General features: G+C 64.4%; 23 protein-coding genes and 1 tRNA gene. 23 read left to right on the plus strand and 1 reads right to left on the minus strand.

The window, feature by feature from the left end; genetic code table 11:
• Window positions 1-12: 12 nt before the first annotated feature.
• From pssA to E1J61_RS11540, 3 genes are all read left to right on the plus strand, one after another.
• The gene (gene pssA, locus E1J61_RS11530; RefSeq protein WP_133094154.1) at window positions 13-927 is read left to right on the plus strand and encodes a CDP-diacylglycerol--serine O-phosphatidyltransferase; all 915 of its coding nucleotides are present in this window, start codon (window positions 13-15) and stop codon (window positions 925-927) included.
• A gap of 126 nt (window positions 928-1,053) precedes the next feature.
• Window positions 1,054-1,557 (plus strand): peptidoglycan-binding protein LysM, encoded by a 504-nt coding sequence (gene lysM, locus E1J61_RS11535; RefSeq protein WP_133094155.1) that lies wholly within the window; start codon window positions 1,054-1,056, stop codon window positions 1,555-1,557.
• Between the two features lie 333 nt (window positions 1,558-1,890).
• Complete coding sequence (locus E1J61_RS11540; RefSeq protein ID WP_063241466.1) at window positions 1,891-3,432, plus strand: 2-isopropylmalate synthase; 1,542 nt, start codon at window positions 1,891-1,893, stop codon at window positions 3,430-3,432.
• Between the two features lie 113 nt (window positions 3,433-3,545).
• Here the strand turns inward: E1J61_RS11540 and E1J61_RS11545 are convergent, their stop codons facing one another.
• Window positions 3,546-4,079 (minus strand): hypothetical protein, encoded by a 534-nt coding sequence (locus tag E1J61_RS11545; RefSeq protein ID WP_133094156.1) that lies wholly within the window; start codon window positions 4,077-4,079, stop codon window positions 3,546-3,548.
• 199 nt (window positions 4,080-4,278) lie between these two features.
• Here E1J61_RS11545 and E1J61_RS11550 point away from each other — a divergent pair, with 199 nt between their 5' ends.
• From E1J61_RS11550 to E1J61_RS11645, 20 genes are all read left to right on the plus strand, one after another.
• Window positions 4,279-5,547 (plus strand): branched-chain amino acid ABC transporter substrate-binding protein, encoded by a 1,269-nt coding sequence (locus E1J61_RS11550; protein WP_133094157.1) that lies wholly within the window; start codon window positions 4,279-4,281, stop codon window positions 5,545-5,547.
• Between the two features lie 159 nt (window positions 5,548-5,706).
• Window positions 5,707-5,976: a 30S ribosomal protein S15 gene (gene rpsO / locus E1J61_RS11555; RefSeq protein ID WP_010809136.1), complete on the plus strand. Its 270-nt coding sequence runs from the start codon at window positions 5,707-5,709 to the stop codon at window positions 5,974-5,976.
• A 456-nt stretch (window positions 5,977-6,432) separates the two neighbouring features.
• The gene (pnp, locus tag E1J61_RS11560; RefSeq protein WP_133094158.1) at window positions 6,433-8,607 is read left to right on the plus strand and encodes a polyribonucleotide nucleotidyltransferase; all 2,175 of its coding nucleotides are present in this window, start codon (window positions 6,433-6,435) and stop codon (window positions 8,605-8,607) included.
• Window positions 8,608-8,762: 155 nt separating this feature from the next.
• Window positions 8,763-9,767 carry an NAD(P)H-quinone oxidoreductase gene (locus E1J61_RS11565; RefSeq protein WP_133094159.1) on the plus strand — a complete coding sequence of 335 codons (1,005 nt, stop codon included), beginning with the start codon at window positions 8,763-8,765 and terminating at the stop codon, window positions 9,765-9,767.
• 127 nt (window positions 9,768-9,894) lie between these two features.
• Complete coding sequence (gene tpiA, locus E1J61_RS11570) at window positions 9,895-10,632, plus strand: triose-phosphate isomerase (RefSeq protein WP_133094160.1); 738 nt, start codon at window positions 9,895-9,897, stop codon at window positions 10,630-10,632.
• Window positions 10,633-10,705: 73 nt separating this feature from the next.
• Window positions 10,706-11,080, plus strand: a complete 375-nt coding sequence (gene secG, locus E1J61_RS11575) for a preprotein translocase subunit SecG (RefSeq protein ID WP_133094161.1) — start codon at window positions 10,706-10,708, stop codon at window positions 11,078-11,080.
• 187 nt (window positions 11,081-11,267) lie between these two features.
• Window positions 11,268-11,352: transfer RNA gene (locus tag E1J61_RS11580), tRNA-Leu, on the plus strand.
• A gap of 166 nt (window positions 11,353-11,518) precedes the next feature.
• Complete coding sequence (locus tag E1J61_RS11585) at window positions 11,519-11,878, plus strand: NADH-quinone oxidoreductase subunit A (RefSeq protein WP_010809131.1); 360 nt, start codon at window positions 11,519-11,521, stop codon at window positions 11,876-11,878.
• A gap of 6 nt (window positions 11,879-11,884) precedes the next feature.
• A complete protein-coding gene (locus tag E1J61_RS11590; RefSeq protein WP_011297145.1) occupies window positions 11,885-12,367 on the plus strand; it encodes an NADH-quinone oxidoreductase subunit B family protein in 483 nt (160 codons plus the stop codon).
• Between the two features lies 1 nt (window position 12,368).
• On the plus strand, window positions 12,369-12,968 hold the full coding sequence (locus E1J61_RS11595; RefSeq protein WP_133094162.1) for an NADH-quinone oxidoreductase subunit C: 600 nt from the start codon (window positions 12,369-12,371) through the stop codon (window positions 12,966-12,968).
• 9 nt (window positions 12,969-12,977) lie between these two features.
• Window positions 12,978-14,231 carry an NADH-quinone oxidoreductase subunit D gene (locus E1J61_RS11600; RefSeq protein ID WP_133094163.1) on the plus strand — a complete coding sequence of 418 codons (1,254 nt, stop codon included), beginning with the start codon at window positions 12,978-12,980 and terminating at the stop codon, window positions 14,229-14,231.
• A gap of 184 nt (window positions 14,232-14,415) precedes the next feature.
• Complete coding sequence (nuoE, locus tag E1J61_RS11605) at window positions 14,416-14,913, plus strand: NADH-quinone oxidoreductase subunit NuoE (protein WP_133094164.1); 498 nt, start codon at window positions 14,416-14,418, stop codon at window positions 14,911-14,913.
• 1 nt (window position 14,914) lies between these two features.
• Window positions 14,915-16,210 (plus strand): NADH-quinone oxidoreductase subunit NuoF, encoded by a 1,296-nt coding sequence (gene nuoF, locus E1J61_RS11610; RefSeq protein WP_133094165.1) that lies wholly within the window; start codon window positions 14,915-14,917, stop codon window positions 16,208-16,210.
• Between the two features lie 12 nt (window positions 16,211-16,222).
• Window positions 16,223-18,589 (plus strand): NADH-quinone oxidoreductase subunit NuoG, encoded by a 2,367-nt coding sequence (gene nuoG / locus E1J61_RS11615; RefSeq protein WP_133094166.1) that lies wholly within the window; start codon window positions 16,223-16,225, stop codon window positions 18,587-18,589.
• Window positions 18,590-18,610: 21 nt separating this feature from the next.
• Complete coding sequence (nuoH, locus tag E1J61_RS11620; RefSeq protein ID WP_133094167.1) at window positions 18,611-19,675, plus strand: NADH-quinone oxidoreductase subunit NuoH; 1,065 nt, start codon at window positions 18,611-18,613, stop codon at window positions 19,673-19,675.
• A gap of 62 nt (window positions 19,676-19,737) precedes the next feature.
• Window positions 19,738-20,229 carry an NADH-quinone oxidoreductase subunit NuoI gene (gene nuoI, locus E1J61_RS11625; protein ID WP_042884667.1) on the plus strand — a complete coding sequence of 164 codons (492 nt, stop codon included), beginning with the start codon at window positions 19,738-19,740 and terminating at the stop codon, window positions 20,227-20,229.
• A 175-nt stretch (window positions 20,230-20,404) separates the two neighbouring features.
• Window positions 20,405-21,049, plus strand: a complete 645-nt coding sequence (locus E1J61_RS11630) for an NADH-quinone oxidoreductase subunit J (RefSeq protein ID WP_133094168.1) — start codon at window positions 20,405-20,407, stop codon at window positions 21,047-21,049.
• A gap of 16 nt (window positions 21,050-21,065) precedes the next feature.
• Window positions 21,066-21,371 (plus strand): NADH-quinone oxidoreductase subunit NuoK, encoded by a 306-nt coding sequence (gene nuoK, locus E1J61_RS11635; RefSeq protein ID WP_029044763.1) that lies wholly within the window; start codon window positions 21,066-21,068, stop codon window positions 21,369-21,371.
• Window positions 21,372-21,429: 58 nt separating this feature from the next.
• Window positions 21,430-23,517 carry an NADH-quinone oxidoreductase subunit L gene (nuoL, locus tag E1J61_RS11640; protein ID WP_133094169.1) on the plus strand — a complete coding sequence of 696 codons (2,088 nt, stop codon included), beginning with the start codon at window positions 21,430-21,432 and terminating at the stop codon, window positions 23,515-23,517.
• Between the two features lie 27 nt (window positions 23,518-23,544).
• Window positions 23,545-25,011: an NADH-quinone oxidoreductase subunit M gene (locus E1J61_RS11645; protein WP_133094170.1), complete on the plus strand. Its 1,467-nt coding sequence runs from the start codon at window positions 23,545-23,547 to the stop codon at window positions 25,009-25,011.
• Window positions 25,012-25,024: the final 13 nt, after the last annotated feature.

A 25,024-nucleotide genomic window follows, 5' to 3' on the forward strand; every position in this document is an offset into this window, starting at 1 on the left:
AGGAGGACTGCGATGGTTGCCTTCAATCGACGTAACAAACGGGGCAGCAGCGGCAACGTGACGCATCTGCGCCCGTTCCGCCATAACCAGCTGCGCGGTGCCGAGGACTATGACGACGATGCCGCGGACGACCACGACATCGCTTATGAGCGCCAGCGGCCGCGCCGCCGCGGCATTTACCTGCTGCCCAATGCGTTCACCACCGCGGCGCTGTTCGCCGGCTTCTTCGCCATCGTGCAGGCGATGAACATGCGCTTTGACGTGGCCGCCATCGCGATCTTCGCGGCCATGGTGCTCGACGGCATGGACGGGCGCGTGGCGCGCATCACCAATACGCAGAGCGCGTTCGGCGAGCAGTATGACTCGCTGTCGGACATGACCTCGTTCGGCGTCGCGCCGGCGCTGGTGATGTACGAATGGATCCTGCATGACCTCGGCAAGTGGGGCTGGATCGCGGCCTTCGTCTACTGCACCTGCGCGGCGCTGCGGCTGGCGCGTTTCAACGCCAATATCGGCGTGGTCGACAAGCGCTTCTTCCAGGGCCTGCCCAGCCCGGCTGCCGCGGCACTGGTCGCCGGCTTTGTCTGGCTGGTGATCGACAACAAGCTGCCGGTCAAGGAACTGTGGATGCCGTGGGTGGCGTTCGGCATCACGCTGTACGCTGGGCTGTCGATGGTGTCCAATGCGCCGTTCTACAGCGGCAAGGCGCTGGATGTCCGCTACCGCGTGCCGTTCGGCATGATGGTGCTGGTCCTGGTGTTGTTCGTGGTGGTGTCGACCGATCCGCCGGTGGCGCTGTTCGGGCTGTTCGTCGCCTACGCGATCTCGGGTTACGTGCTGTGGGGCTGGCGTGCCCTGCACGGGCAGCCGGGCGGGGTCCGCAAGGCGCGCGAAAGCGGCAATGGCGGAAACGGCGGCAACGGTTGATGGTTGTGGGCAGGGGAAGGGCGCTAAGGCGCCCTTCGTGCTTTCCCGGTTTCACAATTGTTTTTACGCCGCGGCCGCTGGCCGTGGCACTCTGCAGTGTTTTCCACTTACCGTCAGGAGGATGTCATGGGCATGTTCGACTTCATCAAGGAAGCGGGGGAAAAGCTGTTCGGCACCGGCGAGGCCAAGGCGGCGCAGCAGGCCGCGGCGGCGGATGCGTCGGCCGAGAAGGTCGATGCCGCCAACCGTGCCGCGGGCGATGCGATCGAGGCGTACATCAGGAAGATGGGGCTCGATGCCACCGGGCTGATGGTGCAGGTGGATGGCTCGCAGGGTCTGGTGACGGTGTTCGGCGTGGCGCCGGACCAGGCCACGCGCGAGAAGATCATCCTGTGCGCCGGCAATGTCGAGGGCGTGGACAAGGTCGAGGACAAGATGTCGGTGAACGTCGAGTCGGCAGAGTCGCAATGGCATACCGTGGTCAAGGGCGACACGCTGTGGGCGATCGCGCAGGCCGCCTATGGCAACGGTGCCGAGTACAACAAGATCTTCGAGGCCAACAAGCCGATGCTGTCGCATCCGGACAAGATTTACCCCGGCCAGAAGCTGCGCATCCCGCCCAAGGGTTGAGGCGAGGCGCGCACAGATCCGCGGGCGCGTGCGGCAAAACCCTGTATTGCACGGGCGCGCCAAACCGGCTATAGTCGCTCCCATGATTTCGCGCCAAGTCCTACTCGCCCGCACCACCCTAGGTGGCCTACTAGGCCATCAGGTCGGGACGCGCGCGCGCTGAGGACAACGCTACCCTTAGCGCGGAATCCGTAAGGAACACCAACGCCCCGGCCTGCTCGTGCACGCCGGGGCGTTTTGCATTCCACAGCCGTGGAGCGCGGAACAGGCGGTAAGCCCCGGACACAGCAGGCCGGGGACGGCACACCAGAAGCTACTCAGGAGCTCCACAAAATGTCTGACAAACTCATCATTTTCGACACCACCTTGCGTGACGGCGAGCAGTCGCCCGGCGCTTCCATGACCCGCGAGGAAAAGATCCGCATCGCGCGCCAGCTGGAACGCCTGAAGGTCGATGTGATCGAGGCCGGCTTTGCGGCCAGCTCGAACGGCGACTTCGAAGCCATCCGCTCGATCGCCCAGGTGGTGAAGGATTCGACCATCTGCTCGCTGGCCCGCGCCAACGACAAGGACATCGCCCGCGCGGCCGAAGCGCTCAAGCCCGCCAACTCGTTCCGCATCCACACCTTTATCGCCACGTCCGCGCTGCACATGGAGAAGAAGCTGCGCATGACGCCGGACCAGGTGTACGAACAGGCTCGCCTGGCAGTGCGCTTTGCGCGCCAGTTCACCGACGATATCGAGTTCTCGCCGGAAGACGGCAGCCGCTCGGACATGGACTTCCTGTGCCGCGTGCTCGAAGGCGTGATCGCCGAGGGCGCGACCACCATCAACCTGCCGGACACCGTGGGTTATGCCGTGCCGGAGGGCTACGCGGCGCTGATCCGCTCGGTGCGCGAGCGCATCCCGAATTCGGACAAGGCGATCTGGTCGGTGCACTGCCATAACGATCTGGGCATGGCAGTGGCCAACTCGCTCGCCGCGGTCAAGCTGGGCGGTGCGCGCCAGGTCGAGTGCACCATCAACGGCCTGGGCGAGCGCGCCGGCAACACCAGCCTGGAAGAGGTGGTGATGGCGGTGAAGACCCGCCGCGACTACTTCGACCTGGACGTCGGCGTGGACACCACGCAGATCGTGCCGGCCTCCAAGCTGGTATCGCAGATCACCGGTTTCGTGGTGCAGCCGAACAAGGCCGTCGTCGGCGCCAACGCCTTCGCGCACGCCTCGGGCATCCACCAGGATGGCGTGCTCAAGGCGCGCGACACCTACGAGATCATGCGCGCGGAGGACGTGGGCTGGACCGCCAACAAGATCGTGCTGGGCAAGCTGTCGGGCCGCAATGCCTTCAAGCAGCGTCTGCAGGAACTCGGCATCGAGCTCGACAGCGAGAGCGAAGTCAATGCTGCCTTCACCCGCTTCAAGGAGCTGGCCGACCAGAAGGCCGAGATCTTCGATGAAGACATCATGGCCATCGTCTCTAACGAGGCCCAGCATGACGCGAACGAGCACTTCCGCTTCATCTCGCTGTCGCAGCGTTCCGAGACCGGTGAGCGCCCGCATGCACGCGTGGTATTCAGCATGGACGGCCAGGAGCAGAGCGGCGAAGGCGAGGGCAACGGCCCGGTCGACGCCACGCTGCATGCGATCGAGTCGCGCGTGGCCAGCGGTGCCGAGATGGTGCTGTATTCGGTGAATGCGATCACCGGCGGCACCGAGGCCCAGGGCGAAGTGACCGTGCGCCTGTCCAAGGCCGGCCGCATCGTCAACGGCGTGGGGACCGACCCGGATATCGTCGCCGCCTCGGCCAAGGCCTACCTGGCCGCGTTGAACAAGCTGCACGACAAGGCCGTGCAGAAGATCAATCCGCAGATCTGACCAAGGCTTCTGCGTAAGACGGCGGACGGCTTACCCGGCCTGAGCGTACGGACCAAGCCCGCCATTCCCGACCCGGGGATGGCGGGCTTTTTCATGTGCGCCTGCCATCGCCCCTACCATCGGCGGAATCTTTCATCGGGGTCGTAGAGCGGGTCGGGCGTGATCTGGGTCCGGCGCAGGACGCCGGCATCGTCGAAATAGAAGTGGAACAGCGATGGCCATACGTCTTCATGGCGGAAGCGGTAGGACCAGACTTCATTGCGCATCCGCGGAAAATATTCGACCGGCAGGCGCGTCACGCCGAAATGCTCCGCCACATCCTCCCGGGTCCAGGTGCCGACCTGCGCCTTGTACAGCTCCGGCGTCGACAGCATATTGCGGAAGCTGGTGAGGTTGCCGTTGCGGTCGAACTCGGCGCCATAGGCGTACTGGCCCAGCGGCTGCTTGGAGTAGATCCAGCGCGAGGTCCCGTCGGGCAGGTTGTAGATATCGGTGGGCGGCCCGAACATGGCCTGGACCGCCGCCTTGGGCTGGCCGACAAGCTTGGTGCCTTCCTGGACCGGCATCAGCGTGGAGCAGGCGCAGAGCAGGGCGGCAGCAAGCGCCAGTAAGAACCGGCGGGCGCCGCCGGCGATTGCAGGGTTCATGACGGCCTCGGTCAATGCCTGGGTGATATCGAAAGTGTAGTTCTCCGCCTGCCTTGTGTGGTCCTGGCGCTGCTTTCCTCCGCTACTTCGCCGAATACGACGGCATTCGACGCGAATCGCGGCAGATGCAGTGGAGGCGGCCGTGATTTGCGCACTACCGGCGTGCTGCCGTACCATCCACCGCTTTCCGGGAGAGACTATGCAGGGTGTGGCGCGGTTGCTAGGTTGGCTGGGTGGCTTGTTGTTGGCAGTGGCGGCGGTTGTGCCGGCAGGCGCGTCCGCGCAGGAGCCGATCCGGCTGGGGATGATCGACGGCCTTTCCGGTCCGTTCGCCAACGCGGGCGAGGCGGTGGCGCGCAACCTGCGCCTGGCGATCGAGCGCGTCAATGCCCGCGGCGGCGTCAAGACCGCCGAGGGCGCGCGGCTCTTCGAGCTGGTGACATTCGACAGCAAGGGCAATGTCGACGAAAGCCTGATCCAGTTGCGCGCGCTGACCGACCGGCGCATTCCCTTCGTCCTGCAGGGCAACAGCTCGGCCGTGGCGGGCGCACTGGTTTCTGCCATCAACCGCCACAATGCGCGCCAGCCCGATGCGCGCGTGCTGTTCCTGAACTATTCGGCGGTCGATCCCAGCCTGACCAACGAGAACTGCAGCTTCTGGCATTTCCGTTTCGACGCCAGCGCCGACATGCGCATGCAGGCGCTGACCGAGGTGATCCGGCAGGACCAGTCCGTGCGCAAGGTCTACCTGATCGACCAGGACTACAGCTTCGGCCACCAGGTGGCGCGTTCGGCGCGCGAGATGCTGGCCGCGCGCCGACCGGACATCCAGATAGTCGGCGACGAATTCCATCCGATCGGCAAGATCAAGGATTTTGCCCCCTATATCGCCAAGATCAAGGCAAGCGGCGCGGACGCGGTCATCACCGGCAACTGGGGCAATGACCTGACCCTGATGGTCAAGGCCGCGCGCGAGGGCGGGCTGCAGGCCAAGTTCTACACCTTCTACGGCAACGGCCTGGGGGCGCCCGCGGCAATGGGCGATGCCGGCGTCGGCCGCGTGCTGGCCGTGGCCGAATGGCACCCGAACGTGGGTGGCGCTGCCTCGGATGCGTTTTACCAGCAGTTCCGCGCGCGTTACCCCGAGCCGAAGGACGATTACGTACATCTGCGCATGCAGATGATGGTGGAAATGCTGGCGCGCGCCATCGAGAAAGCGGGCACCACCGATGCGGTCAAGGTGGCGCGGGCGCTGGAGAACATGCGCTACGTCAACGATTTCCATGAGGCCACCGTCCGCGCGGAGGACCACCAGGTACTGCAGCCGCTCTATGTGTCCGTGATGGACAAGCAGGGCGGTGCGGTGCGTTTCGATAACGAGGGCTCGGGCTACGGCTTCCGCACCGTGCGCAAGCTGAAGGCGGCGCAGACCACGCTGCCGACCACGTGCCGGATGGAGCGCCCTTGAGCCCCGGCAGGCTCCGCGGTTGCGATTCTCCTCGCGCGCCTTTTCGGCTATAATGCGCGGCTGTCGTCGACTGGCCCCTGGCCGGATGGCGGCAAATCCGTGACACGACGCATGCGGCGCATCCCGCGCTGTGGCGGTCGCAAGTGAAAGGAAATCATCATGGCAGTCGCCGATATCAACAAGTCCGAAGTCATCAAGCAGTTCGCCCGTGGCGCCAACGACACCGGCAGCCCCGAAGTGCAAGTGGCCCTGCTGACCACCCGCATCAACGAACTGACCCCGCACTTCAAGGCCAACATGAAGGATCACCACAGCCGCCGCGGCCTGCTGCGCATGGTGAGCCGCCGCCGCCGCCTGCTGGACTACCTCAAGTCCAACGACGCCGACCGCTACCGCGCCCTGATCGAAAAGCTGGGCCTGCGCAAGTAAGCTTGCGCAAGAGGTTGCGTACGATGGCAGCGCGATTCCTGGGTTTGCACGGTTTCGCGTGAGGCCTGGATGCCTGCTTCAGCATTGCTGGGGCAGGCATTTTGCTTTTCTGGCCGGGCGATTCCGCGCCGGCCGGGAATGCTGCAGGTGGTTGGAGTGATTTTCGCTTCACTGCTTCCGGCGAGGATTTCGATTCGCCGGACCCCGTTGCGGCAAGGCGCGCAACGGAGTAAGTTGTTCTTTTTTCTGGTTTTAGTATCCGGACCGGCCAAGGAAACGGGGCTTTGTGTCATTCCAGCGCGGCATCGGCAACAGTGCCGCGCTGGAATGGCATAGCACTTCCCTGCGACTGCAGCTGTCTCCGGCAGTTAGCCTGCGGCTGAGAACGCAGGCGTGGCACGCTGCGCAACGATCGCAAGCAGTGATCGCGGCGTGCACGCAAGACAAGGAATGCACATGTCCATGTTCAACAAGGTCGTCAAGGAATTCCAGTGGGGCCAGCACAAGGTCCGCATGGAAACCGGCGAAATCGCCCGCCAGGCCGGCGGTGCCGTGCTGGTCGATGTGGAAGACACCGTGGTGCTGGCGACCGTGGTCGCCGCCAAGAACCCGAAGCCGGGCCAGGATTTCTTCCCGCTGACCGTCGACTACATCGAGAAGACCTACGCGGCCGGCAAGATCCCCGGCGGCTTCTTCAAGCGTGAAGGCCGTCCGTCGGAGAACGAGACCCTGACCTCGCGCCTGATCGATCGTCCGCTGCGTCCGCTGTTCCCGGAAGGCTTCTACAACGAAGTGCAGGTGGTGGTGCACGTGGTGTCGCTGAACCCGGAAGTGCCGGCCGACATCCCCGCGCTGATCGGCGCGTCGGCCGCGCTGGCCGTGTCGGGCATCCCGTTCAGCGGCCCGGTGGGCGCCGCGCGCGTGGGCTACAAGGACGGCCAGTACCTGCTGAACCCGACCCGCTCGCAGATCGCCACCTCGGACCTGGACCTGGTGGTCGCCGGCACCGAGCGCGCCGTGCTGATGGTCGAATCGGAAGCCAACCAGCTGTCGGAAGACGTGATGCTGGGCGCCGTGGTCTATGGCCACGAGCAGATGCAGACCGCCATCAACGCCATCCATGAACTGGTGCGCGAAGGCGGCAAGCCCGAGTGGGACTGGACCGCGGCCGCCAAGAACGAGCCGCTGATCGCCAAGGTCACCGAAGTCGCGCTGCCGCTGCTGCAGGAAGCCTACCAGCTGCGCCAGAAGTCGGCCCGCAGCCAGAAGCTGAAGGAAGTGACGGCCAACGTGGCCGCCGCACTGGCCGAAGCCGGCGTGGAAGCCGACAAGGTGGAAGTCGGCAACATCATGTTCGACCTGGAAGCCAAGATCGTCCGCGGCCAGATCCTGAACGGCGAGCCGCGCATCGACGGCCGCGACACCCGCACCGTGCGCCCGATCGAGATCCGTTCGTCGGTGCTGCCGCGCGCGCACGGCTCGGCGCTGTTTACCCGCGGCGAGACGCAGGCGCTGGTGGTGGCCACGCTGGGCACCAAGAGCGACGAGCAGATCATCGACGCGCTGGCCGGCGAATACCGCGACCGCTTCATGCTCCACTACAACATGCCCCCGTTCGCCACCGGTGAAACCGGCCGCGTGGGCAGCCCGAAGCGCCGCGAAATCGGCCATGGCCGCCTGGCCAAGCGCGCACTGATCCCGGTGCTGCCGAAGGACGATGAGTTCGCGTACACCATCCGCCTGGTTTCGGAAATCACCGAATCCAACGGTTCGTCGTCGATGGCTTCGGTCTGCGGCGGCTGCCTGGCGCTGATGGATGCCGGCGTTCCGGTCAAGGCGCACGTGGCCGGCGTGGCCATGGGCCTGATCCTGGAAGGCAACAAGTTCGCCGTGCTGACCGACATCCTGGGCGATGAAGATCACCTGGGCGACATGGACTTCAAGGTGGCGGGTACCGACAACGGTATCACCGCGCTGCAGATGGACATCAAGGTCCAGGGCATCACCAAGGAGATCATGCAGGTCGCGCTGGCGCAGGCCAAGGAAGGCCGCCTGCACATCCTGTCGAACATGCAGCAAGCCATGGGCCACGCCCGCACCGAGCTGTCGGAGCACGCACCGCGCATGATCACCATGAAGATCCATCCGGACAAGATCCGCGAAGTGATCGGCAAGGGCGGCTCGACCATCCAGGCGCTGACCAAGGAAACCGGCACCACCATTGACATCCAGGAAGACGGCACCATCACCATCGCCTCGACCTCGACCGAAGGCATGGCCGAAGCCAAGCGCCGCATCGAGGGCATCACCGCGGAAGCCGAAGTGGGCAAGATCTACAACGGCACCGTGCTGAAGCTGCTGGACTTCGGCGCCATCGTCAACATCCTGCCGGGCAAGGATGGCCTGCTGCACATCTCGGAAATCGTCAACGAGCGTGTGAAGGACATCAAGGACTGGCTGAAGGAAGGCCAGCAGGTCCGCGTCAAGCTGATCCAGGCCGACGAGAAGGGCCGCCTGCGCCTGTCGCTGAAGGCCGCGCTGGCCGAAGAGGGCGGCAGCATCAGCCCGATCAACGCTGGCGAAGGCGCTGCCCCGGCAGCACCGGCCGGCGGCTCGGAGCAGCAGCAGTAAGCGGGGCAGTAATGTCCCACAGGTGCCGCCGCAAGGCGGTGCCGCGGAAAAACGGCCGGGCGATGCCCGGCCGTTTTTTTGTTTACACTGCGGCAACCCATCGAGCCCCCATCGAGCCAACGCTCACACCGAGCAAAGACAAGGAGCAAAGAAGCATGCAAGCCATCGAGATCCGCGAATACGGCGCCCCCGAAGTCCTCCAGCTGACCGAGCGGCCCGATCCGGTGCCCGCCGCGGGCGAGGTGCTGATCCGCGTGGCCGCCGCCGGCGTGAACCGCCCGGACGTATTCCAGCGCACCGGCAACTATCCGGTGCCGCCGGGCGCGTCGGACCTGCCTGGCCTGGAAGTGGCGGGCGTGGTGGTCGGTGGCGACCTGTCGCATGCCGACAACCGCTTCGGCCTCAAGGTGGGTGACCGCGTCTGCGCGCTGGTGCAGGGCGGCGGCTACGCGCAGTTGTGCACCGCGCCGCTGGCGCAGGTATTGCCGGCGCCCGATGGCCTGAGCGATATCGAAGCCGCCGCGCTGCCGGAAACCTTCTTTACGGTGTGGAGCAATGTGTTCGACCGCGGTTACCTGGGCCAGGGCCCGCGTGGCAAGGATGAAACGCTGCTGATCCAGGGCGGCTCCAGCGGCATCGGCACCACCGCGATCCAGATCGCCAAGGCGCTGGGCTTCAAGGTATTCGTCACCGCCGGCACCGATGAAAAATGCAAGGCCTGCGAGGACCTGGGCGCCGATCGCGCGATCAACTACAAGACCCAGGACTTCGTTGCCGAGGTGGCCGCGCTGACCGGCGGCAAGGGCGTCGACGTGATCCTCGACATGGTTGCCGGCCCGTACCTGGCGCGCGAGCTCAAGTGCATCGCCGACGATGGCCGCATCGTCATCATTGCGCTGCTGGGCGGCGCCAAGGCCGAGATCCCGCTCGGCGATATCCTGCGCCGCCGCATCACCGTGACCGGCTCGACGCTGCGTCCGCGGCCGGCCTCGTTCAAGGGCAAGATCGCCGCGGCGCTGCACGAGCAGGTGTGGCCGCTGCTGGCCGGCGGCAAGATCAAGCCGGTGATCCACCAGGTCTTTCCGGCCGCGCAGGCCGCCGACGCGCACCGCCTGATGGAGTCGAGCGAGCATATCGGCAAGATCGTGCTGACCTGGTGATGCCGTGCGCCGCCTGACGGCGCCGAAGTCACGCAACAAAATGCCGCCGCCCGCCGTTGTCGGGCGGCGGTAGCCCCCGCCCCTGCCACACGCTACAATAGCGGGTTTGATTTTGGAGGGGCACCTCGTGAGACAAAAGCTCGTCATCGGCAATTGGAAGATGCATGGCAGCCTGGCTGCGAACGCGGCGCTGCTGGAGGGGATCAAGGGCGGCGTGGCGCGTGCGTCGCTGGCGGTGTGCGCACCGTTCCCCTATCTTGCACAATGCCAGGCGCTGCTGAACGGCTCGCAAGTGTCCTGGGGTGCACAGGATGTCTCGGCCGAAGCGCGTGGCGCTTTCACCGGTGAGGTTGCTGCCTCGATGTTGGGTGAGTTCGGCTGCACTTATGCCCTGGTCGGCCACTCGGAGCGCCGCACCTACCATGGCGAAACCGACCAGGTCGTGGCTGCCAAGGCGCTGCGCGCGCTGGAATTCGGTATCGTCCCCGTGGTCTGTGTCGGCGAAACGCTGGCCGAGCGCGAGGCCGATCAGACCGAGGCCGTCGTCGGCCGCCAGCTGCAGGCAGTGCTGGACGCGCTGTCGGCGGAGCAGCTGAGCCGCGTGGTGCTGGCCTACGAGCCGGTCTGGGCGATCGGTACCGGCAAGACCGCGACCAGCGCGCAGGCGCAGGCCGTGCACGCTTTCCTGCGCGCCAAGGTTGCGGCGCGCGACGCCGGCGTGGCGCAGCGCATGGCCATCCTGTACGGCGGCAGCGTCAAGCCCGACAATGCGGCCGAACTGTTTTCCATGGCCGATATCGACGGGGGGCTGATTGGCGGCGCCTCGCTGAAGTCGGAAGATTTTCTCGCGATCGGCAACGCCTGAATGCCGGCCGTTCCGATCGTTCGGTTCGTTTCGATCAGGAAGTAACCAGGCAAGTAACGCTTATTTAAATCAAATGGCAATCTTCAAGACTTTGTTGGTGGTGTTGCAGGTGCTGTCGGCCCTGGGCGTGATTGGCCTGGTGCTGATCCAGCATGGCAAGGGCGCCGATGTGGGCGCGGCATTCGGCTCGGGCGCCTCGGGCAGCCTGTTCGGTGCCACCGGCTCGGCAAACTTCCTGTCGCGCACCACCGCCGTGCTGGCCACGCTGTTCTTCGTGTGCACGCTGGCGCTGACGCTGCTGGGCAACTACAAGCCCGCTGCGTCGCTGGGCGTGATGGGTGCCGCCCCGGCCTCGGCACCGGCCACGGCAGGCGCATCGGCCCCGGCCGCTGCCCCGGCCGCCGCTGCTGACGCTTCGGCGCCCGCAGGTCCCGCTGTACCGAAATAATCCGATTGCCTTGCGGCGGATTCCTGAGTTTTTTTGCAGTTGTGCGTTGAACAAAGCAAGAAATTTAGGTTAGAATGCAAGGCTTGAAACGATTCCCCAGCGATGGGGCTTAAGCGAAGGCAAACGCCCCAGCGAGAGTCCTGAAGGGCCTGAAAACCCGGCGCCAGGCAATATTGTTTCTCCCCCAGCCGACGTGGTGAAATTGGTAGACACGCTATCTTGAGGGGGTAGTGGCGAAAGCTGTGCGAGTTCGAGTCTCGCCGTCGGCACCAAACAACTTGATCGGAGTCCCTGGCCGGGCAATGCACCCGAGCGTGGGACTCCGGCAGTCCGCAAGGCGGCGCGCCATGATTCTCGTGGCTTAGCGCCTGGGGTGGGCAACAGGACGCCGCTTCAGCTGGTGCTGTTGACAACATTCCAGATAAGGCTGGCCGTACCTTGAATCTCGAAGCCTACTTCCCCGTTCTCATCTTCATCATCTTCGGTGTCGTGCTCGGCGTGGCACTGATGTCGATTGGTCGGATCCTCGGTCCGAACAAGCCCGATCCCGCGAAGCTGTCGCCGTACGAGTGCGGCTTCGAAGCATTCGAGGATGCGCGCATGAAGTTCGACGTGCGCTACTACCTCATCGCCATCCTTTTTATCCTGTTCGATCTCGAAACCGCCTTCCTGTTTCCCTGGGGTGTTGCCCTGAGGGATATCGGCTGGCCGGGTTTCATCGCCATGGGCGTGTTTCTGCTGGAATTCATCGTGGGCTTCGTCTACATCTGGAAAAAGGGCGCGCTCGATTGGGAGTGATGTGAAATGGCAATCGAAGGCGTTCTCAACGAAGGCTTTGTCACGACTACCGCTGACAAGCTGATCAATTGGACCCGCACCGGGTCGCTGTGGCCGATGACCTTCGGCCTGGCCTGCTGTGCCGTGGAAATGATGCATGCCGGCGCGGCGCGCTATGACCTGGACCGCTTCGGCGTGGTGTTCCGCCCGTCGCCGCGCCAGTCGGACGTGATGATCGTGGCCGGCACGCTGTGCAACAAGATGGCCCCCGCGCTGCGCAAGGTCTACGACCAGATGGCGGAACCGCGCTGGGTGATCTCGATGGGCTCGTGCGCCAACGGCGGCGGCTACTACCACTATTCGTACTCGGTGGTGCGTGGCTGCGACCGGATCGTGCCGGTGGATATCTACGTGCCGGGCTGCCCGCCGACGGCCGAGGCGCTGATCTACGGCGTGATCCAGCTGCAGAACAAGATCAAGCGTACCAACACCATCGCGCGCAAGGGCTGAAATGGCGAAGCTCGACATCCTGAAGGCCGCGCTCGAGAAGGCTCTCGGCAAGCGCGTGCAGAAACTGATCGAGGCGACCGGCGAACTGACGCTGATCGTCAAGGCCGACGACTACCTGGAAGCCGCCCGCATCCTGCGCGACGATCCCTCGCTGCGCTTCGAGCAGCTGATCGACCTGTGCGGCGTGGATTATTCCGACTTCGGCGACGGCGCCTGGGACGGCCCGCGCTTTGCCGCCGTCTCGCACCTGCTGTCGATCACCCACAACTGGCGCCTGCGCCTGCGCGTGTTCGCCCCGGATGACGATTTCCCGGTGGTGGCCAGCCTGATCGACGTGTGGAACTCGGTGAACTGGTTCGAACGCGAAGCCTTCGATTTCTACGGCATCGTGTTCGACGGCCACCCGGACCTGCGCCGCATCCTGACCGACTACGGTTTCGTCGGCCACCCGTTCCGCAAGGATTTCCCGGTCTCCGGCTTTGTCGAAATGCGCTACGACCCCGAACAGAAGCGGGTCATCTACCAGCCGGTCACGATCGAGCCGCGCGAAATCACGCCGCGCGTGATCCGCGAGGACAAGTACGGCGGTTTGGAGCACTGAGAACGCGCCATGGCAGACATCAAGAATTACACCCTGAACTTCGGCCCGCAGCACCCGGCCGCACACGGCGTGCTGCGCCTGGTGCTGGAGCTGGATGGCGAAGTCATCCAGCGCGCCGACCCGCACATCGGCCTGCTGCACCGTGCCACCGAGAAGCTGGCCGAACAGAAGTCCTGGATCCAGAGCGTGCCCTACATGGACCGTCTCGACTACGTGTCGATGATGTCCAACGAGCATGCCTACGTGATGGCGATCGAGCGCCTGCTGGGCCTGGAAGTGCCGGTCCGCGCGCAGTACATCCGCGTGATGTTCGACGAGATCACCCGCATCATGAACCACCTGATGTGGATCGGTGCGCACGCTCTCGACGTTGGCGCGATGGCGGTGTTCCTGTACGCCTTCCGCGAGCGCGAAGACCTGTTCGACATGTACGAGGCGGTGTCGGGCGCGCGCATGCACGCGGCCTACTATCGTCCGGGCGGCGTCTACCGCGACCTGCCTGACACGATGCCGCAATATCGTGCCTCGAAGATCCACAATGAGCGCGCCATCAAGGCGATGAACGAAGCGCGTTCGGGCTCGCTGCTGGACTTCATCGAGGACTTCACCAACCGCTTCCCGAAGTACGTCGACGAGTACGAGACGCTGCTGACCGACAACCGGATCTGGAAGCAGCGCCTGGTCAACATCGGCGTGGTCAGCCCGGAACGTGCGATGCAGATGGGCTTTACCGGCCCGATGCTGCGCGGCTCGGGCATCGAGTGGGACCTGCGCAAGAAGCAGCCGTACGAGGTGTACGACAAGGTGGACTTCGACGTGCCGGTGGGCGTGGGCGGCGACTGCTACGCGCGCTACCTGGTGCGCGTGGAAGAGATGCGCCAGTCCAACCGCATCGTCAGGCAGTGCATCGAATGGCTGCGCCGCAACCCGGGCCCGGTGATCACCGATAACCACAAGGTGGCGCCGCCCTCGCGCGTGGACATGAAGTCCAACATGGAAGAACTGATCCACCACTTCAAGCTGTTCACCGAAGGCATCCACGTGCCCGAAGGCGAAGCGTATGCAGCGGTGGAGCACCCGAAGGGCGAGTTCGGCATCTACGCGATCTCGGACGGCGCGAACAAGCCGTACCGCCTGAAGATCCGTGCGCCTGGCTTCCCGCACCTGGCCGCGCTGGACGAAATGGCCAAGGGACACATGATTGCTGACGCGGTAACGATCATCGGCACGCAAGACATCGTCTTCGGCGAGATCGACCGCTAATCACGGACCGCCGGCCCGGACGACGATCCGGGCGCTTTCCGAGGTGCTCCGCCGAGCGGAGCGGCCCGGAAGACCCGCGGCGGACCGGCAAGGCCTAAGGCCCGCCGGCGGAACGGCAGCGACGGCTGCAAACCTGCGGATGGACGCCCAGTGGCGCTGCCTCCGCCGTTTTACTGCAATGACCATGCTATCAGCAGAAGCTCTCAAGGAAATCGATCGCGCGATCGCGAAGTATCCGGCCGACCAGAAGCAGTCGGCCGTGATGGCGGCGCTTGCCGTGGCACAGGGCGAGGTGGGCTGGGTTTCCCCCGAAGTCATGCAGTTCGTCGCCAACTACCTCGAGATGCCGCCCGTGTGGGTGGAGGAGGTGGCGACCTTCTACAACATGTACGACACCAAGCCGGTGGGCAAATTCAAGCTCGCCGTCTGCACCAACCTGCCGTGCGCCCTGTCGGGTGGCGAGCGGGCTGGCGAGTACCTGAAGCGCAAGCTCGGGATCGACTACAACGAGACCACCGCTGACGGCTGCTTCACCCTGAAAGAGGGCGAGTGCATGGGCGCTTGCGGCGACGCGCCGGTGATGATCGTCAACAACACCCGCATGTGCAGCTTCATGAGCGACAACAAGCTCGACGCGCTTGTCGACGAGCTGAAGGCTGAAGCCGCCAAGGGGGGCAAGTAACATGACCAGTCTGCACGACCGCCATATCCAGCCGCTGATCCTGGCCGGCCTGGACGGCAAGAATTGGCACCTGGAAGACTACGTCAAGCGTGGCGGCTACCAGCAACTGAAGCGCATCCTGACCGAAAAGATCCCGCCCGAGCAGGTGATCGCCGACGTCAAGGTCTCGGGCCTGCGTGGCCGCGGCGGCGCGGGCTTCCCGACCGGCCTGAAGTGGAGCTTCATGCCGCGCACGTTCCCGGGCCAGAAGTACCTGGTCTGCAACACCGATGAAGGCGAGCCTGGCACGTTCAAGGATCGCGACATCATCCGCTACAACCCGCATTCGCTGATCGAGGGCATGGCCATCGGCGCGTACGCGATGGGCATCACCGTGGGCTACAACTACATCCACGGCGAGATCTGGAACGAGTACAAGATCTTCGAGGAAGCCCTCGAAGAGGCGCGTGCTGCCGGCTTCCTGGGCGACAACATCCTGGGCTCGGGCTTCAGCTTCCAGCTGCACGCCCACCACGGCTATGGCGCCTACATCTGCGGCGAGGAAACCGCGCTGCTGGAATCGCTGGAAGGCAAGAAGGGCCAGCCGCGCTTCAAGCCGCCGTTCCCGGCCAGCTTCGGCCTGTATGGCAAGCCGACCACCATCAACAACACCGAGACCTTCGCCGCGGTGCCGTTCCTGCTGGCCGTCGGTCCCGAGAACTACCTGAAGCTGGGCAAGCCGAACAACGGCGGCACCAAGATCTTCTCGGTCTCCGGCGATGTCGAGCGTCCCGGCAACTACGAGATCCCGCTGGGCACGCCGTTCGCCAAGCTGCTGGAGCTCGCCGGCGGCATGCGCGGCGGCAAGCGCATCAAGGCGGTGATCCCGGGCGGTTCGTCCGCGCCGGTGGTGCCGGGCGACCTGATGATGGCGTCCGACATGGACTACGACTCGATCGCCAAGGCCGGCTCGATGCTGGGCTCGGGCGCGGTGATCGTGATGGACGAGACGCGCTGCATGGTCCGCTCGCTGCTGCGCCTGTCGTACTTCTATTTTGAGGAATCGTGCGGGCAGTGCACGCCGTGCCGCGAAGGCACCGGCTGGCTGTATCGCATGGTCAATCGCATCGAACACGGAGAAGGGCGCCAGGAAGACCTGGACCTGCTCAACAACGTCGCGGAAAACATCATGGGCCGCACCATCTGCGCGCTCGGCGATGCCGCGGCGATGCCGGTCCGCGGCATGCTCAAGCACTACTGGAAAGAGTTCGAATATCACGTCGAACACAAGCAGTGCATGGTTCCGGCCTACATCTAAGCGTGGCAGAACATGGTTGAACTAGAGATCGACGGCAAGAAGGTTGAGGTTGCTGAGGGCAGCCTGGTGATGGAAGCGGCCCGCAAGCTGGGCACCTACATCCCGCACTTCTGCTACCACCGCAAACTGTCCATCGCGGCCAACTGCCGCATGTGCCTGGTCGAGGTCGAGAAGGCCCCGAAGGCGCTGCCTGCCTGCGCCACGCCGGTGACCCCCGGCATGAAGGTCTTCACCAATTCGGAGAAGGCAGTCAAGGCGCAGAAGTCCGTGATGGAATTCCTGCTGATCAACCACCCGCTGGATTGCCCGATCTGCGATCAGGGCGGCGAGTGCCAGCTGCAGGACCTGGCCGTGGGCTACGGTGCCTCGGAGTCGCGCTACAAGGAAGAGAAGCGCGTGGTGTTCCACAAGAACGTGGGCCCGCTGATCTCCATGGAGGAGATGACCCGCTGCATCCACTGCACCCGCTGCGTGCGCTTCGGCCAGGAAGTGGCCGGCGTGATGGAACTGGGCATGCTCAACCGCGGCGAGCACTCGGAGATCACCACCTTCGTCGGCAAGACGGTTGACTCGGAACTGTCGGGCAACATGATCGACCTGTGCCCGGTCGGCGCGCTGACCAGCAAGCCGTTCCGCTACTCGGCCCGCACCTGGGAACTGGCCCGCCGCAAGTCGGTTTCGCCGCACGACGGCCTGGGCGCGAACCTGGTGGTGCAGACCAAGAACCAGCGCGTGATGCGCGTGCTGCCGCTGGAAAACGAAGACATCAACGAGTGCTGGATCTCTGACAAGGACCGCTTCTCGTATGAAGGCCTGAACAGTGCCGACCGCCTGACCCGCCCGCTGCTGAAGCAGGGCGGCGAATGGATGGAAACCGACTGGCAGACCGCGCTGGAATACGTGGCCAATGGCCTGGCTGGCATCAAGCGCGAGCATGGCGCCGACCAGATCGCCGCGCTGGCCAGCCCGCACAGCACGCTGGAAGAACTGTTCCTGCTGGGCAAGCTGGTGCGTGGCCTGGGCAGCGACAACGTCGACTTCCGCCTGCGCCAGTCCGACTTCTCGGCCGCGCTGAAGGGCGCGCCGTGGCTCGGCCTGCCGGTGGCTGACGTCACCGCGCTGCAACGCGTGCTGGTAATCGGCTCGTCGCTGCGCAAGGATCATCCGCTGCTGGCTTCGCGCCTGCGCCAGGCGACCAAGAAGGGCGCCCGCGTGGCCGTGCTGGGTGCCGGCGGTGAAGACCTGCTGATGCCGGCGACCCGCATCGACGTGGCCCCGTCCGGCTGGACTGCCGCGCTCGCCGGCGTGGCCCGTGCCGTGGCCGCCGCCAAGGGCGTCGCCGCCCCGGCCGGCACCGATGGTTTCGATGGTGGCGACACCGCCGCCAAGGTGGCGGAAGCGCTGCTGCAGGGCGAGCGCCGTGCCGTGTTCCTCGGCAACGAGGCCGTGCGTCATCCGCAGTTCTCGGCGCTGCATGCGCTGGCACAGTGGATCGCCACCGAAACCGGTGCGACGCTGGGCTTCCTGACCGAAGCGGCCAACACCGTCGGCGGCTACGTCGCAGGCGCGCTGCCGAAGCAAGGCGGCGCCAACGCGCAGGCAATGCTGGACACGCCGCGCAAGGCCTACATCCTGCTGAACACCGAGCCGGAATTCGACACCGCCGATCCGGGCAAGGCCCTGGCTGCACTGTCGCAGGCCAACACGGTGGTGGTGCTGTCGCCGTTCCGTTCGGAAGCTGCCATGCAGTACGCCGACGTGATCCTGCCGGTAGCGCCGTTCACCGAAACTTCGGGCACCTTCGTCAACTGCGAAGGCAAGGCACAGAGCTTCAACGGCGTGGTTCGCGCACTGGGCGAGTCGCGTCCGGGCTGGAAGGTGCTGCGCGTGCTGGGCAACCTGCTGGACGTTGCCGGCTTCGACTACGAAACCGCCGAGTCGGTCCGTGCCGAAGTGCTGTCGGCCCCGGTCGAGGCACAGCTGGACAATGCCACCGACGCGCCGATCCGCGTTGCCGCCGCTGCCGCCAACGGCATCGAACGCATCGCCGACGTGCCGATCTACCACGCCGACCCGATCGTGCGCCGCGCCGACTCGCTGCAGCTGACCGCTGCCGCGCGCCGCGCCATGCAGATCGCGCTGCCGGCCGACCTGTTTGCGCGCCTGGGCATCCAGTCGGGCGACCCGGTCCGCGTCACGCAAGGGCAGGGCAGCGTGGTGCTGCCGGCCGTGCTCGAAGCCACGCTGCCGGCCAACACCGTGCGCGTGCCGGCGGCAACGCCGGCGGCCATGGGCCTGGGCGGCATGTTCGGCACGGTCACCGTAGAGAAGGCCATCGACCTGGCACCGGCCAAAGCCGGCGCCGTGGCCACGGCGTAAGAACAAGAGCGAGAAGAAGACATGATTGACTGGATTACCTCGCAAGGGCAGGGCGTACTGGGCGCGTACTGGACGCCGCTGTGGATCCTGATCCGCGCCGTGCTGATCGTGGTGCCCCTGCTGCTGTGCGTGGCTTACCTGATCCTGTGGGAGCGCAAGCTGATCGGCTGGATGCACGTGCGTCTGGGCCCGAACCGCGTCGGCCCGCTCGGCCTGCTGCAGCCGATCGCCGACGTGCTGAAGCTGCTGCTCAAGGAAGTCATGATGCCGACGCAGGTCAGCCGCGGCATGTACCTGATCGCGCCGCTGATGGTGCTGATGCCTGCCGTCGCGGTCTGGGCCGTGATTCCGTTCCAGGCCGATGTGGTGATGGCGGACGTCAACGCCGGCCTGCTGTACGTGATGGCGATCAGCTCGGTCGGCGTCTACGGCGTGATCCTGGCCGGCTGGGCCTCGAACTCCAAGTACGCCTTTATCGGCGCCATGCGTGCCGCGGCACAGATGGTGTCGTATGAAATCGCCATGGGCTTCGCGCTGGTGACGGTGCTGATGGTTGCCGGCAGCCTGAACCTGTCGGCCATCGTCAACGGCCAGAACACCGGCTACTTCGCCGACATGGGCATCAACATCCTGTCGTGGAACTGGCTGCCGCTGCTGCCGATGTTCGGTGTCTACTTCATCTCGGGCGTGGCCGAAACCAACCGCCACCCGTTCGACGTGGTGGAAGGCGAGTCGGAGATCGTGGCCGGCCACATGATCGAATATTCGGGCATGGGCTTCGCGCTGTTCTTCCTGGCCGAATACATCAACATGATCATCATCTCGGCGATGACCTCGTTGATGTTCCTGGGCGGCTGGGCACCTCCGTTCTCGAGCGTGGTCACCAACGCGATCCCCGGCTTCTTCTGGCTGCTGATCAAGGTTTTCCTGCTGCTGTCGGTCTTTATCTGGCTCCGCGCCTCGTTCCCGCGCTACCGCTATGACCAGATCATGCGCCTGGGCTGGAAGGTGTTCATCCCCCTGACGGTGGCGTGGCTGATCATCGTGGCGATCTGGATCAAGTCGCCCTGGAACATCTGGCATTGAACGGCCAAAGGACAGTGCGTGCCGCGGCACGCACCGTTTGGAAACACTAGGAAGCAATCGTCATGCTGCTCGCCATCAAGGACTTCTTCAACAGCCTGCTCCTGAAGGAACTCTTCAAGGGCATGGCCGTGACCGGCCGCTATCTCTTCGCGCGCAAGATCACTGTCCAGTTCCCGGAAGAGAAAACGCCGATCTCGCCGCGCTTCCGTGGCCTGCACGCGCTGCGCCGCTATCCGAACGGCGAAGAGCGCTGCATTGCCTGCAAGCTGTGTGAAGCGGTGTGCCCGGCGCTGGCCATCACCATCGAGTCGGACGTGCGCAACGACGGCACGCGCCGTACCACCCGCTACGACATCGACCTGACCAAGTGCATCTTCTGCGGTTTCTGCGAAGAGGCCTGCCCGGTCGACGCCATCGTGGAAACGCAGATCCTGGAGTACCACGGCGAGAAGCGCGGCGACCTGTATTTCACCAAGGACATGCTGCTGGCAGTGGGCGACCGCTACGAGCCGCAGATCGCGGCGGCCAAGGCTGCCGACGCCAAGTATCGCTGACCGGCGCATGCGCCAAACGGCAGGGTGGCCACCAGTAACAGACCTGGCTGCTTCTGCCACCGAATTTGAATACGGTCCCTCCAATGTGAGGGGCCAAAGCAAGGATGCCGCAGGAGCGGGCCACCCGAAGGGGAAGGCTTGTGCCGGACGGCCCTGAGAGGATCCGATAGGAACCATGGAACTCACGACCACCATCTTCTATGTCTTTGCGCTGGTGCTGGTGCTCTCCGCACTGAAAGTCATCACTGCGAAGAACCCGGTGCATTCCGCACTGTTCCTCGTGCTGTCGTTCTTCACGGCAGCCGCGATCTGGATGCTGCTCAAGGCGGAATTCCTCGCCATCCTGCTGGTGCTGGTCTATGTCGGCGCGGTGATGGTGCTGTTCCTGTTCGTGGTGATGATGATCGATATCGACATCGAGCACCTGCGCCGCGATTTCTGGACCTACGTGCCGATGGCCTCGGTGGTGGGCGCGCTGATCATCGCCGAGATGGCGATCGTGCTGGTGCGCAACTTCATCGGCACCACCACGCCGGTGGTCGCCAGCGGTTCGCAGGAGCCGGGCTACTCGAACAGCGCCGCGCTCGGCAAGCTGATCTACACCGACTACATCTACGCCTTCGAAGTGGCCGGCATCATCCTGCTGGTGGCCATCATCGCCGCCGTGGCGCTGACCCTGCGCCGCCGCAAGGACACCAAGGCCCAGGACGTGTCGGCGCAGCTGCGTACCCGCCGCGACGAGCGCGTGCGCCTGGTGCCGATGCAGGCCGATGTCCAGAACCCGCAGACGGAAGCCGCGGCTGCCGCCAATAAGAACTAAAGCCCGGAGAAACGCTGTGCTCTCTCTCGCCCACTTCCTCGTGCTCGGTGCGATCCTGTTTGCGATCAGCATCGTCGGCATCTTCCTGAACCGCAAGAACGTGATCGTGCTGCTGATGGCGATCGAACTGATGCTGCTTGCGGTGAACATCAACTTCGTCGCCTTCTCGCATTACCTGGGCGACCTGGCTGGTCAGGTTTTCGTTTTCTTCATCCTTACGGTGGCCGCCGCCGAGTCGGCAATCGGTCTGGCAATCCTGGTCGTGCTGTTCCGCAACCTGGATACGATCAACGTGGACGACATGGACACCCTGAAGTACTGATCCGTGCCGCACTACGCAGATAACCAAGACTCACCGACCGCACACCAATAAGCGTCCTATGGCAACCACGCTCAACCCCAACCTGCTGCTCGCGATCGCGCTGGCGCCGCTAGCCGGCTCAGCGATCGCCGGCCTGTTCGGTACCAAGTTCTTTGGCCTGTTTTCCTCGGAGTCGCGCGGCGGCCGGATCGTGGCCCACACCTCGACCATCCTGGGCGTGGCCATTTCCTTCGTGCTGTCGGTGATGGTGCTGCTCGACGTGATGAACGGCGCCGGCTACAACGGCACCGTGTACGAGTGGATGGCCATCGGCGACCTGAAGATGGAGGTCGGCTTCCTGGTCGACTCGCTGACCGCGATGATGATGGTCGTGGTGACCTTCGTCTCGCTGATGGTGCATATCTACACCGTCGGCTACATGGACGGAGATCCCGGCTACAACCGCTTCTTTGCCTACATCTCGCTCTTCACCTTCTCGATGCTGATGCTGGTGATGAGCAACAACTTCCTGCAGCTGTTCTTTGGCTGGGAAGCGGTGGGCCTGGTGTCGTACCTGCTGATCGGCTTCTGGTACACGCGCCCGACCGCGATCTTCGCCAACCTGAAGGCGTTCCTGGTCAACCGTGTCGGTGACTTCGGCTTTATCCTGGGCATCGGCCTGCTGCTGGCCTACAGCGGCAGCATGAACTACACCGAAGTATTCGCCGCGCGTGACCAGCTGGCTACCGTGGTTTTCCCGGGCACCGACTGGATGATGATCACCGTCGCGTGCATCTGCCTGTTCATCGGCGCGATGGGCAAGTCGGCGCAGTTCCCGCTGCACGTCTGGCTGCCTGACTCGATGGAAGGCCCGACCCCGATTTCCGCACTGATCCACGCGGCAACGATGGTGACGGCCGGCATCTTCATGGTCGCGCGCATGTCGCCGCTGTTCGAGCTGTCGGACGCCGCGCTGTCGTTCGTGCTGGTGATCGGCGCCATCACCGCGCTGTTCATGGGCTTCCTGGGCATCATCCAGAACGACATCAAGCGCGTGGTCGCTTACTCGACGCTGTCGCAGCTGGGCTACATGACCGTGGCGCTGGGTGCGTCGGCCTACTCGGTGGCCGTGTTCCACCTGATGACCCACGCCTTCTTCAAGGCGCTGCTGTTCCTGGGCGCGGGCTCGGTCATCATCGGCATGCACCACGACCAGGACATCCGCAACATGGGCGGCCTGCGCAAGTACATGCCGATCACCTGGATCACCTCGCTGGTGGGTTCGCTGGCGCTGATCGGCACGCCGTTCTTCGCGGGCTTCTACTCCAAGGACTCGATCATCGAGGCCGTGGCCGAGTCGCATATCGCCGGTTCGGGCTTTGCCTACTACGCCGTCCTGGCCGGCGTGTTTGTGACCGCGTTCTACTCGTTCCGCATGTACTTCCTGGTCTTCCACGGCAAGGAGCGCTGGGGCCAGAACCATGCGCACCAGCACCATGAGGGCGACCACGAGGACGAGGAAGTCTCGCTCGACCACCACCATGGCCTGTCCGCCGGCGAGAAGCCGCACGAGTCGCCGTGGGTGGTGACGCTGCCGCTGGTGCTGCTGGCGATTCCGTCGGTGATCATCGGTGCCATCGCGATCGAGCCGATGCTGTTCGGCAACTTCTTCAAGATGGGCGTCGCGTTCAAGGACGTGATCTTCGTCGGCGAGAACCACCACGCCATGGCCGAGCTGAAGGAAGCCTTCCACGGCTGGGTGCCGATGGCGCTGCACTCGCTGACCACGCCCGTGCTGTGGCTGGCCATTGCCGGTGTCGTGCTGTCGTGGTTCTTCTACATGAAGCGCCCGGATATCCCCGAGGCTATCGCGAACCGCTTCTCGGGCCTGTACAAGCTGCTCGACAACAAGTACTACATGGACGCCATCAACCAGGCCGTGTTCGCCCGCGGCGCACGCCTGCTCGGTACCGGCCTGTGGAAGGGCGGCGACCAGAGCGTGATCGACGGCCTGTTCGTCAACGGCGCGGCGCGCGTGGTGGCTTCGTTCGCTTCGGCCAGCCGCTACCTGCAGTCGGGCTATATCTACCACTACGCATTTGCGATGATCGTCGGCATGCTGGTGCTGCTGACGCTGACGGTCACCGGTGTGATCGGCACCAAGTGATAGGCACCAAGTAAGGAAAACATAGAAATGGTTCTGTCTTTCTCAATCTGGCTGCCTGTCTTTTTCGGCCTGCTGATCCTGGCCTTCGGCTCGGACCGCAGCCCGGGCTTCGTGCGGTGGATGTCGCTGTTCGGCTCGATCGCCAGCTTCGTCGTGACGCTGCCGCTGGTATTCCACTTCGACCGCGCCAGCGCCGCGATGCAGTTCATCGAAAAGGCGAACTGGATCGAGCGCTTCAACATCCATTACCTGCTGGGCGTCGACGGTATCTCGATGTGGTTCGTGGTGCTGACCGCATTCATCACGGTGATCGTGGTGATCTCGGCCTGGGAAGTGATCACCGAGCGCGTGGCCGAGTACATGGCCTCGTTCCTGATCCTGTCCGGCCTGATGGTCGGCGTGTTCTGCGCGCTCGACGGCATGCTGTTCTACGTGTTCTTCGAAGCCACGCTGATCCCGATGTACATCATCATCGGCGTCTGGGGCGGCGCGAACCGTGTATACGCGGCCTTCAAGTTCTTCCTGTACACGCTGCTGGGCTCGCTGCTGACCCTGGTCGCGCTGCTGTACCTGTACAACAAGACCGGCACGTTCGACATCCTGCAATGGCACCAGGCCAAGCTGTCGATGAACGAGCAGATCGCGATCTTCATTGCCTTCTTCGTCGCCTTCGCGGTCAAGGTGCCGATGTGGCCGGTGCACACCTGGCTGCCCGATGCCCACGTGGAAGCGCCGACCGGCGGTTCGGTGGTGCTGGCCGCCATCATGCTGAAGCTGGGCGCCTACGGCTTCCTGCGGTTCTCGCTGCCGATCGCGCCTGACGCGAGCCACTACCTGGCCCCGTTCATCATCACGATCTCGCTGATCGCCGTGATCTACATCGGCCTGGTGGCGCTGGTGCAGGCCGACATGAAGAAACTGGTGGCGTACTCGTCGATCGCCCACATGGGCTTCGTCACGCTGGGCTTCTTCATCTTCAGCGATATCGGCGTCGAAGGCGGCATCATCCAGATGATCTCGCACGGCTTTATCTCGGGCGCCATGTTCCTTTGCATCGGCGTGCTGTATGACCGCGTGCACTCGCGCCAGATCGCCGACTACGGCGGCGTGGTGAACACCATGCCGAAGTTCGCCGCGCTGTCTGTGTTCTTCGCGATGGCCAACTGCGGCCTGCCGGCTACCTCGGGCTTCGTCGGTGAATTCATGGTGATCCTGGGCGCCGTCAAGTTCAACTTCTGGATCGGCCTGCTGGCTGCCACCGCCCTGATCTTCGGCGCTGCCTATTCGCTGTGGATGGTCAAGCGCGTGATCTTCGGCGACGTCGTGCACCAGCACGTGCGCGAGCTGGTCGACCTGAACAAGCGTGAGTTCGTCATGCTCGGCCTGCTGGCCATCATGACGCTGTACATGGGCCTGCACCCGAAGCCCTTTACCGATGTGATGCACCCGTCCGTGGTCAACCTGCTGCAGCACGCGGCGCAGTCCAAGCTGTAATCGGGGAGAGAAA

Source organism: Cupriavidus sp. L7L (assembly GCF_004353535.1).
Classification (GTDB): Bacteria; Pseudomonadota; Gammaproteobacteria; order Burkholderiales; family Burkholderiaceae; genus Cupriavidus; species Cupriavidus oxalaticus_A.

Bases quoted from the DNA above. Each gene is read 5' to 3' on its own strand.
- pssA (WP_133094154.1), top strand. From the start codon at position 13: ATGGTTGCCTTCAATCGACGTAACAAACGGGGCAGCAGCGGCAACGTG.
- lysM (WP_133094155.1), top strand. From the start codon at position 1,054: ATGGGCATGTTCGACTTCATCAAGGAAGCGGGGGAAAAGCTGTTCGGC.
- E1J61_RS11540 (WP_063241466.1), top strand. From the start codon at position 1,891: ATGTCTGACAAACTCATCATTTTCGACACCACCTTGCGTGACGGCGAG.
- E1J61_RS11545 (WP_133094156.1), bottom strand. From the start codon at position 4,079: ATGAACCCTGCAATCGCCGGCGGCGCCCGCCGGTTCTTACTGGCGCTT.
- E1J61_RS11550 (WP_133094157.1), top strand. From the start codon at position 4,279: ATGCAGGGTGTGGCGCGGTTGCTAGGTTGGCTGGGTGGCTTGTTGTTG.
- rpsO (WP_010809136.1), top strand. From the start codon at position 5,707: ATGGCAGTCGCCGATATCAACAAGTCCGAAGTCATCAAGCAGTTCGCC.
- pnp (WP_133094158.1), top strand. From the start codon at position 6,433: ATGTCCATGTTCAACAAGGTCGTCAAGGAATTCCAGTGGGGCCAGCAC.
- E1J61_RS11565 (WP_133094159.1), top strand. From the start codon at position 8,763: ATGCAAGCCATCGAGATCCGCGAATACGGCGCCCCCGAAGTCCTCCAG.
- secG (WP_133094161.1), top strand. From the start codon at position 10,706: ATGGCAATCTTCAAGACTTTGTTGGTGGTGTTGCAGGTGCTGTCGGCC.
- E1J61_RS11590 (WP_011297145.1), top strand. From the start codon at position 11,885: ATGGCAATCGAAGGCGTTCTCAACGAAGGCTTTGTCACGACTACCGCT.
- E1J61_RS11595 (WP_133094162.1), top strand. From the start codon at position 12,369: ATGGCGAAGCTCGACATCCTGAAGGCCGCGCTCGAGAAGGCTCTCGGC.
- E1J61_RS11600 (WP_133094163.1), top strand. From the start codon at position 12,978: ATGGCAGACATCAAGAATTACACCCTGAACTTCGGCCCGCAGCACCCG.
- nuoE (WP_133094164.1), top strand. From the start codon at position 14,416: ATGCTATCAGCAGAAGCTCTCAAGGAAATCGATCGCGCGATCGCGAAG.
- nuoF (WP_133094165.1), top strand. From the start codon at position 14,915: ATGACCAGTCTGCACGACCGCCATATCCAGCCGCTGATCCTGGCCGGC.
- nuoG (WP_133094166.1), top strand. From the start codon at position 16,223: ATGGTTGAACTAGAGATCGACGGCAAGAAGGTTGAGGTTGCTGAGGGC.
- nuoH (WP_133094167.1), top strand. From the start codon at position 18,611: ATGATTGACTGGATTACCTCGCAAGGGCAGGGCGTACTGGGCGCGTAC.
- nuoI (WP_042884667.1), top strand. From the start codon at position 19,738: ATGCTGCTCGCCATCAAGGACTTCTTCAACAGCCTGCTCCTGAAGGAA.
- E1J61_RS11630 (WP_133094168.1), top strand. From the start codon at position 20,405: ATGGAACTCACGACCACCATCTTCTATGTCTTTGCGCTGGTGCTGGTG.
- nuoL (WP_133094169.1), top strand. From the start codon at position 21,430: ATGGCAACCACGCTCAACCCCAACCTGCTGCTCGCGATCGCGCTGGCG.
- E1J61_RS11645 (WP_133094170.1), top strand. From the start codon at position 23,545: ATGGTTCTGTCTTTCTCAATCTGGCTGCCTGTCTTTTTCGGCCTGCTG.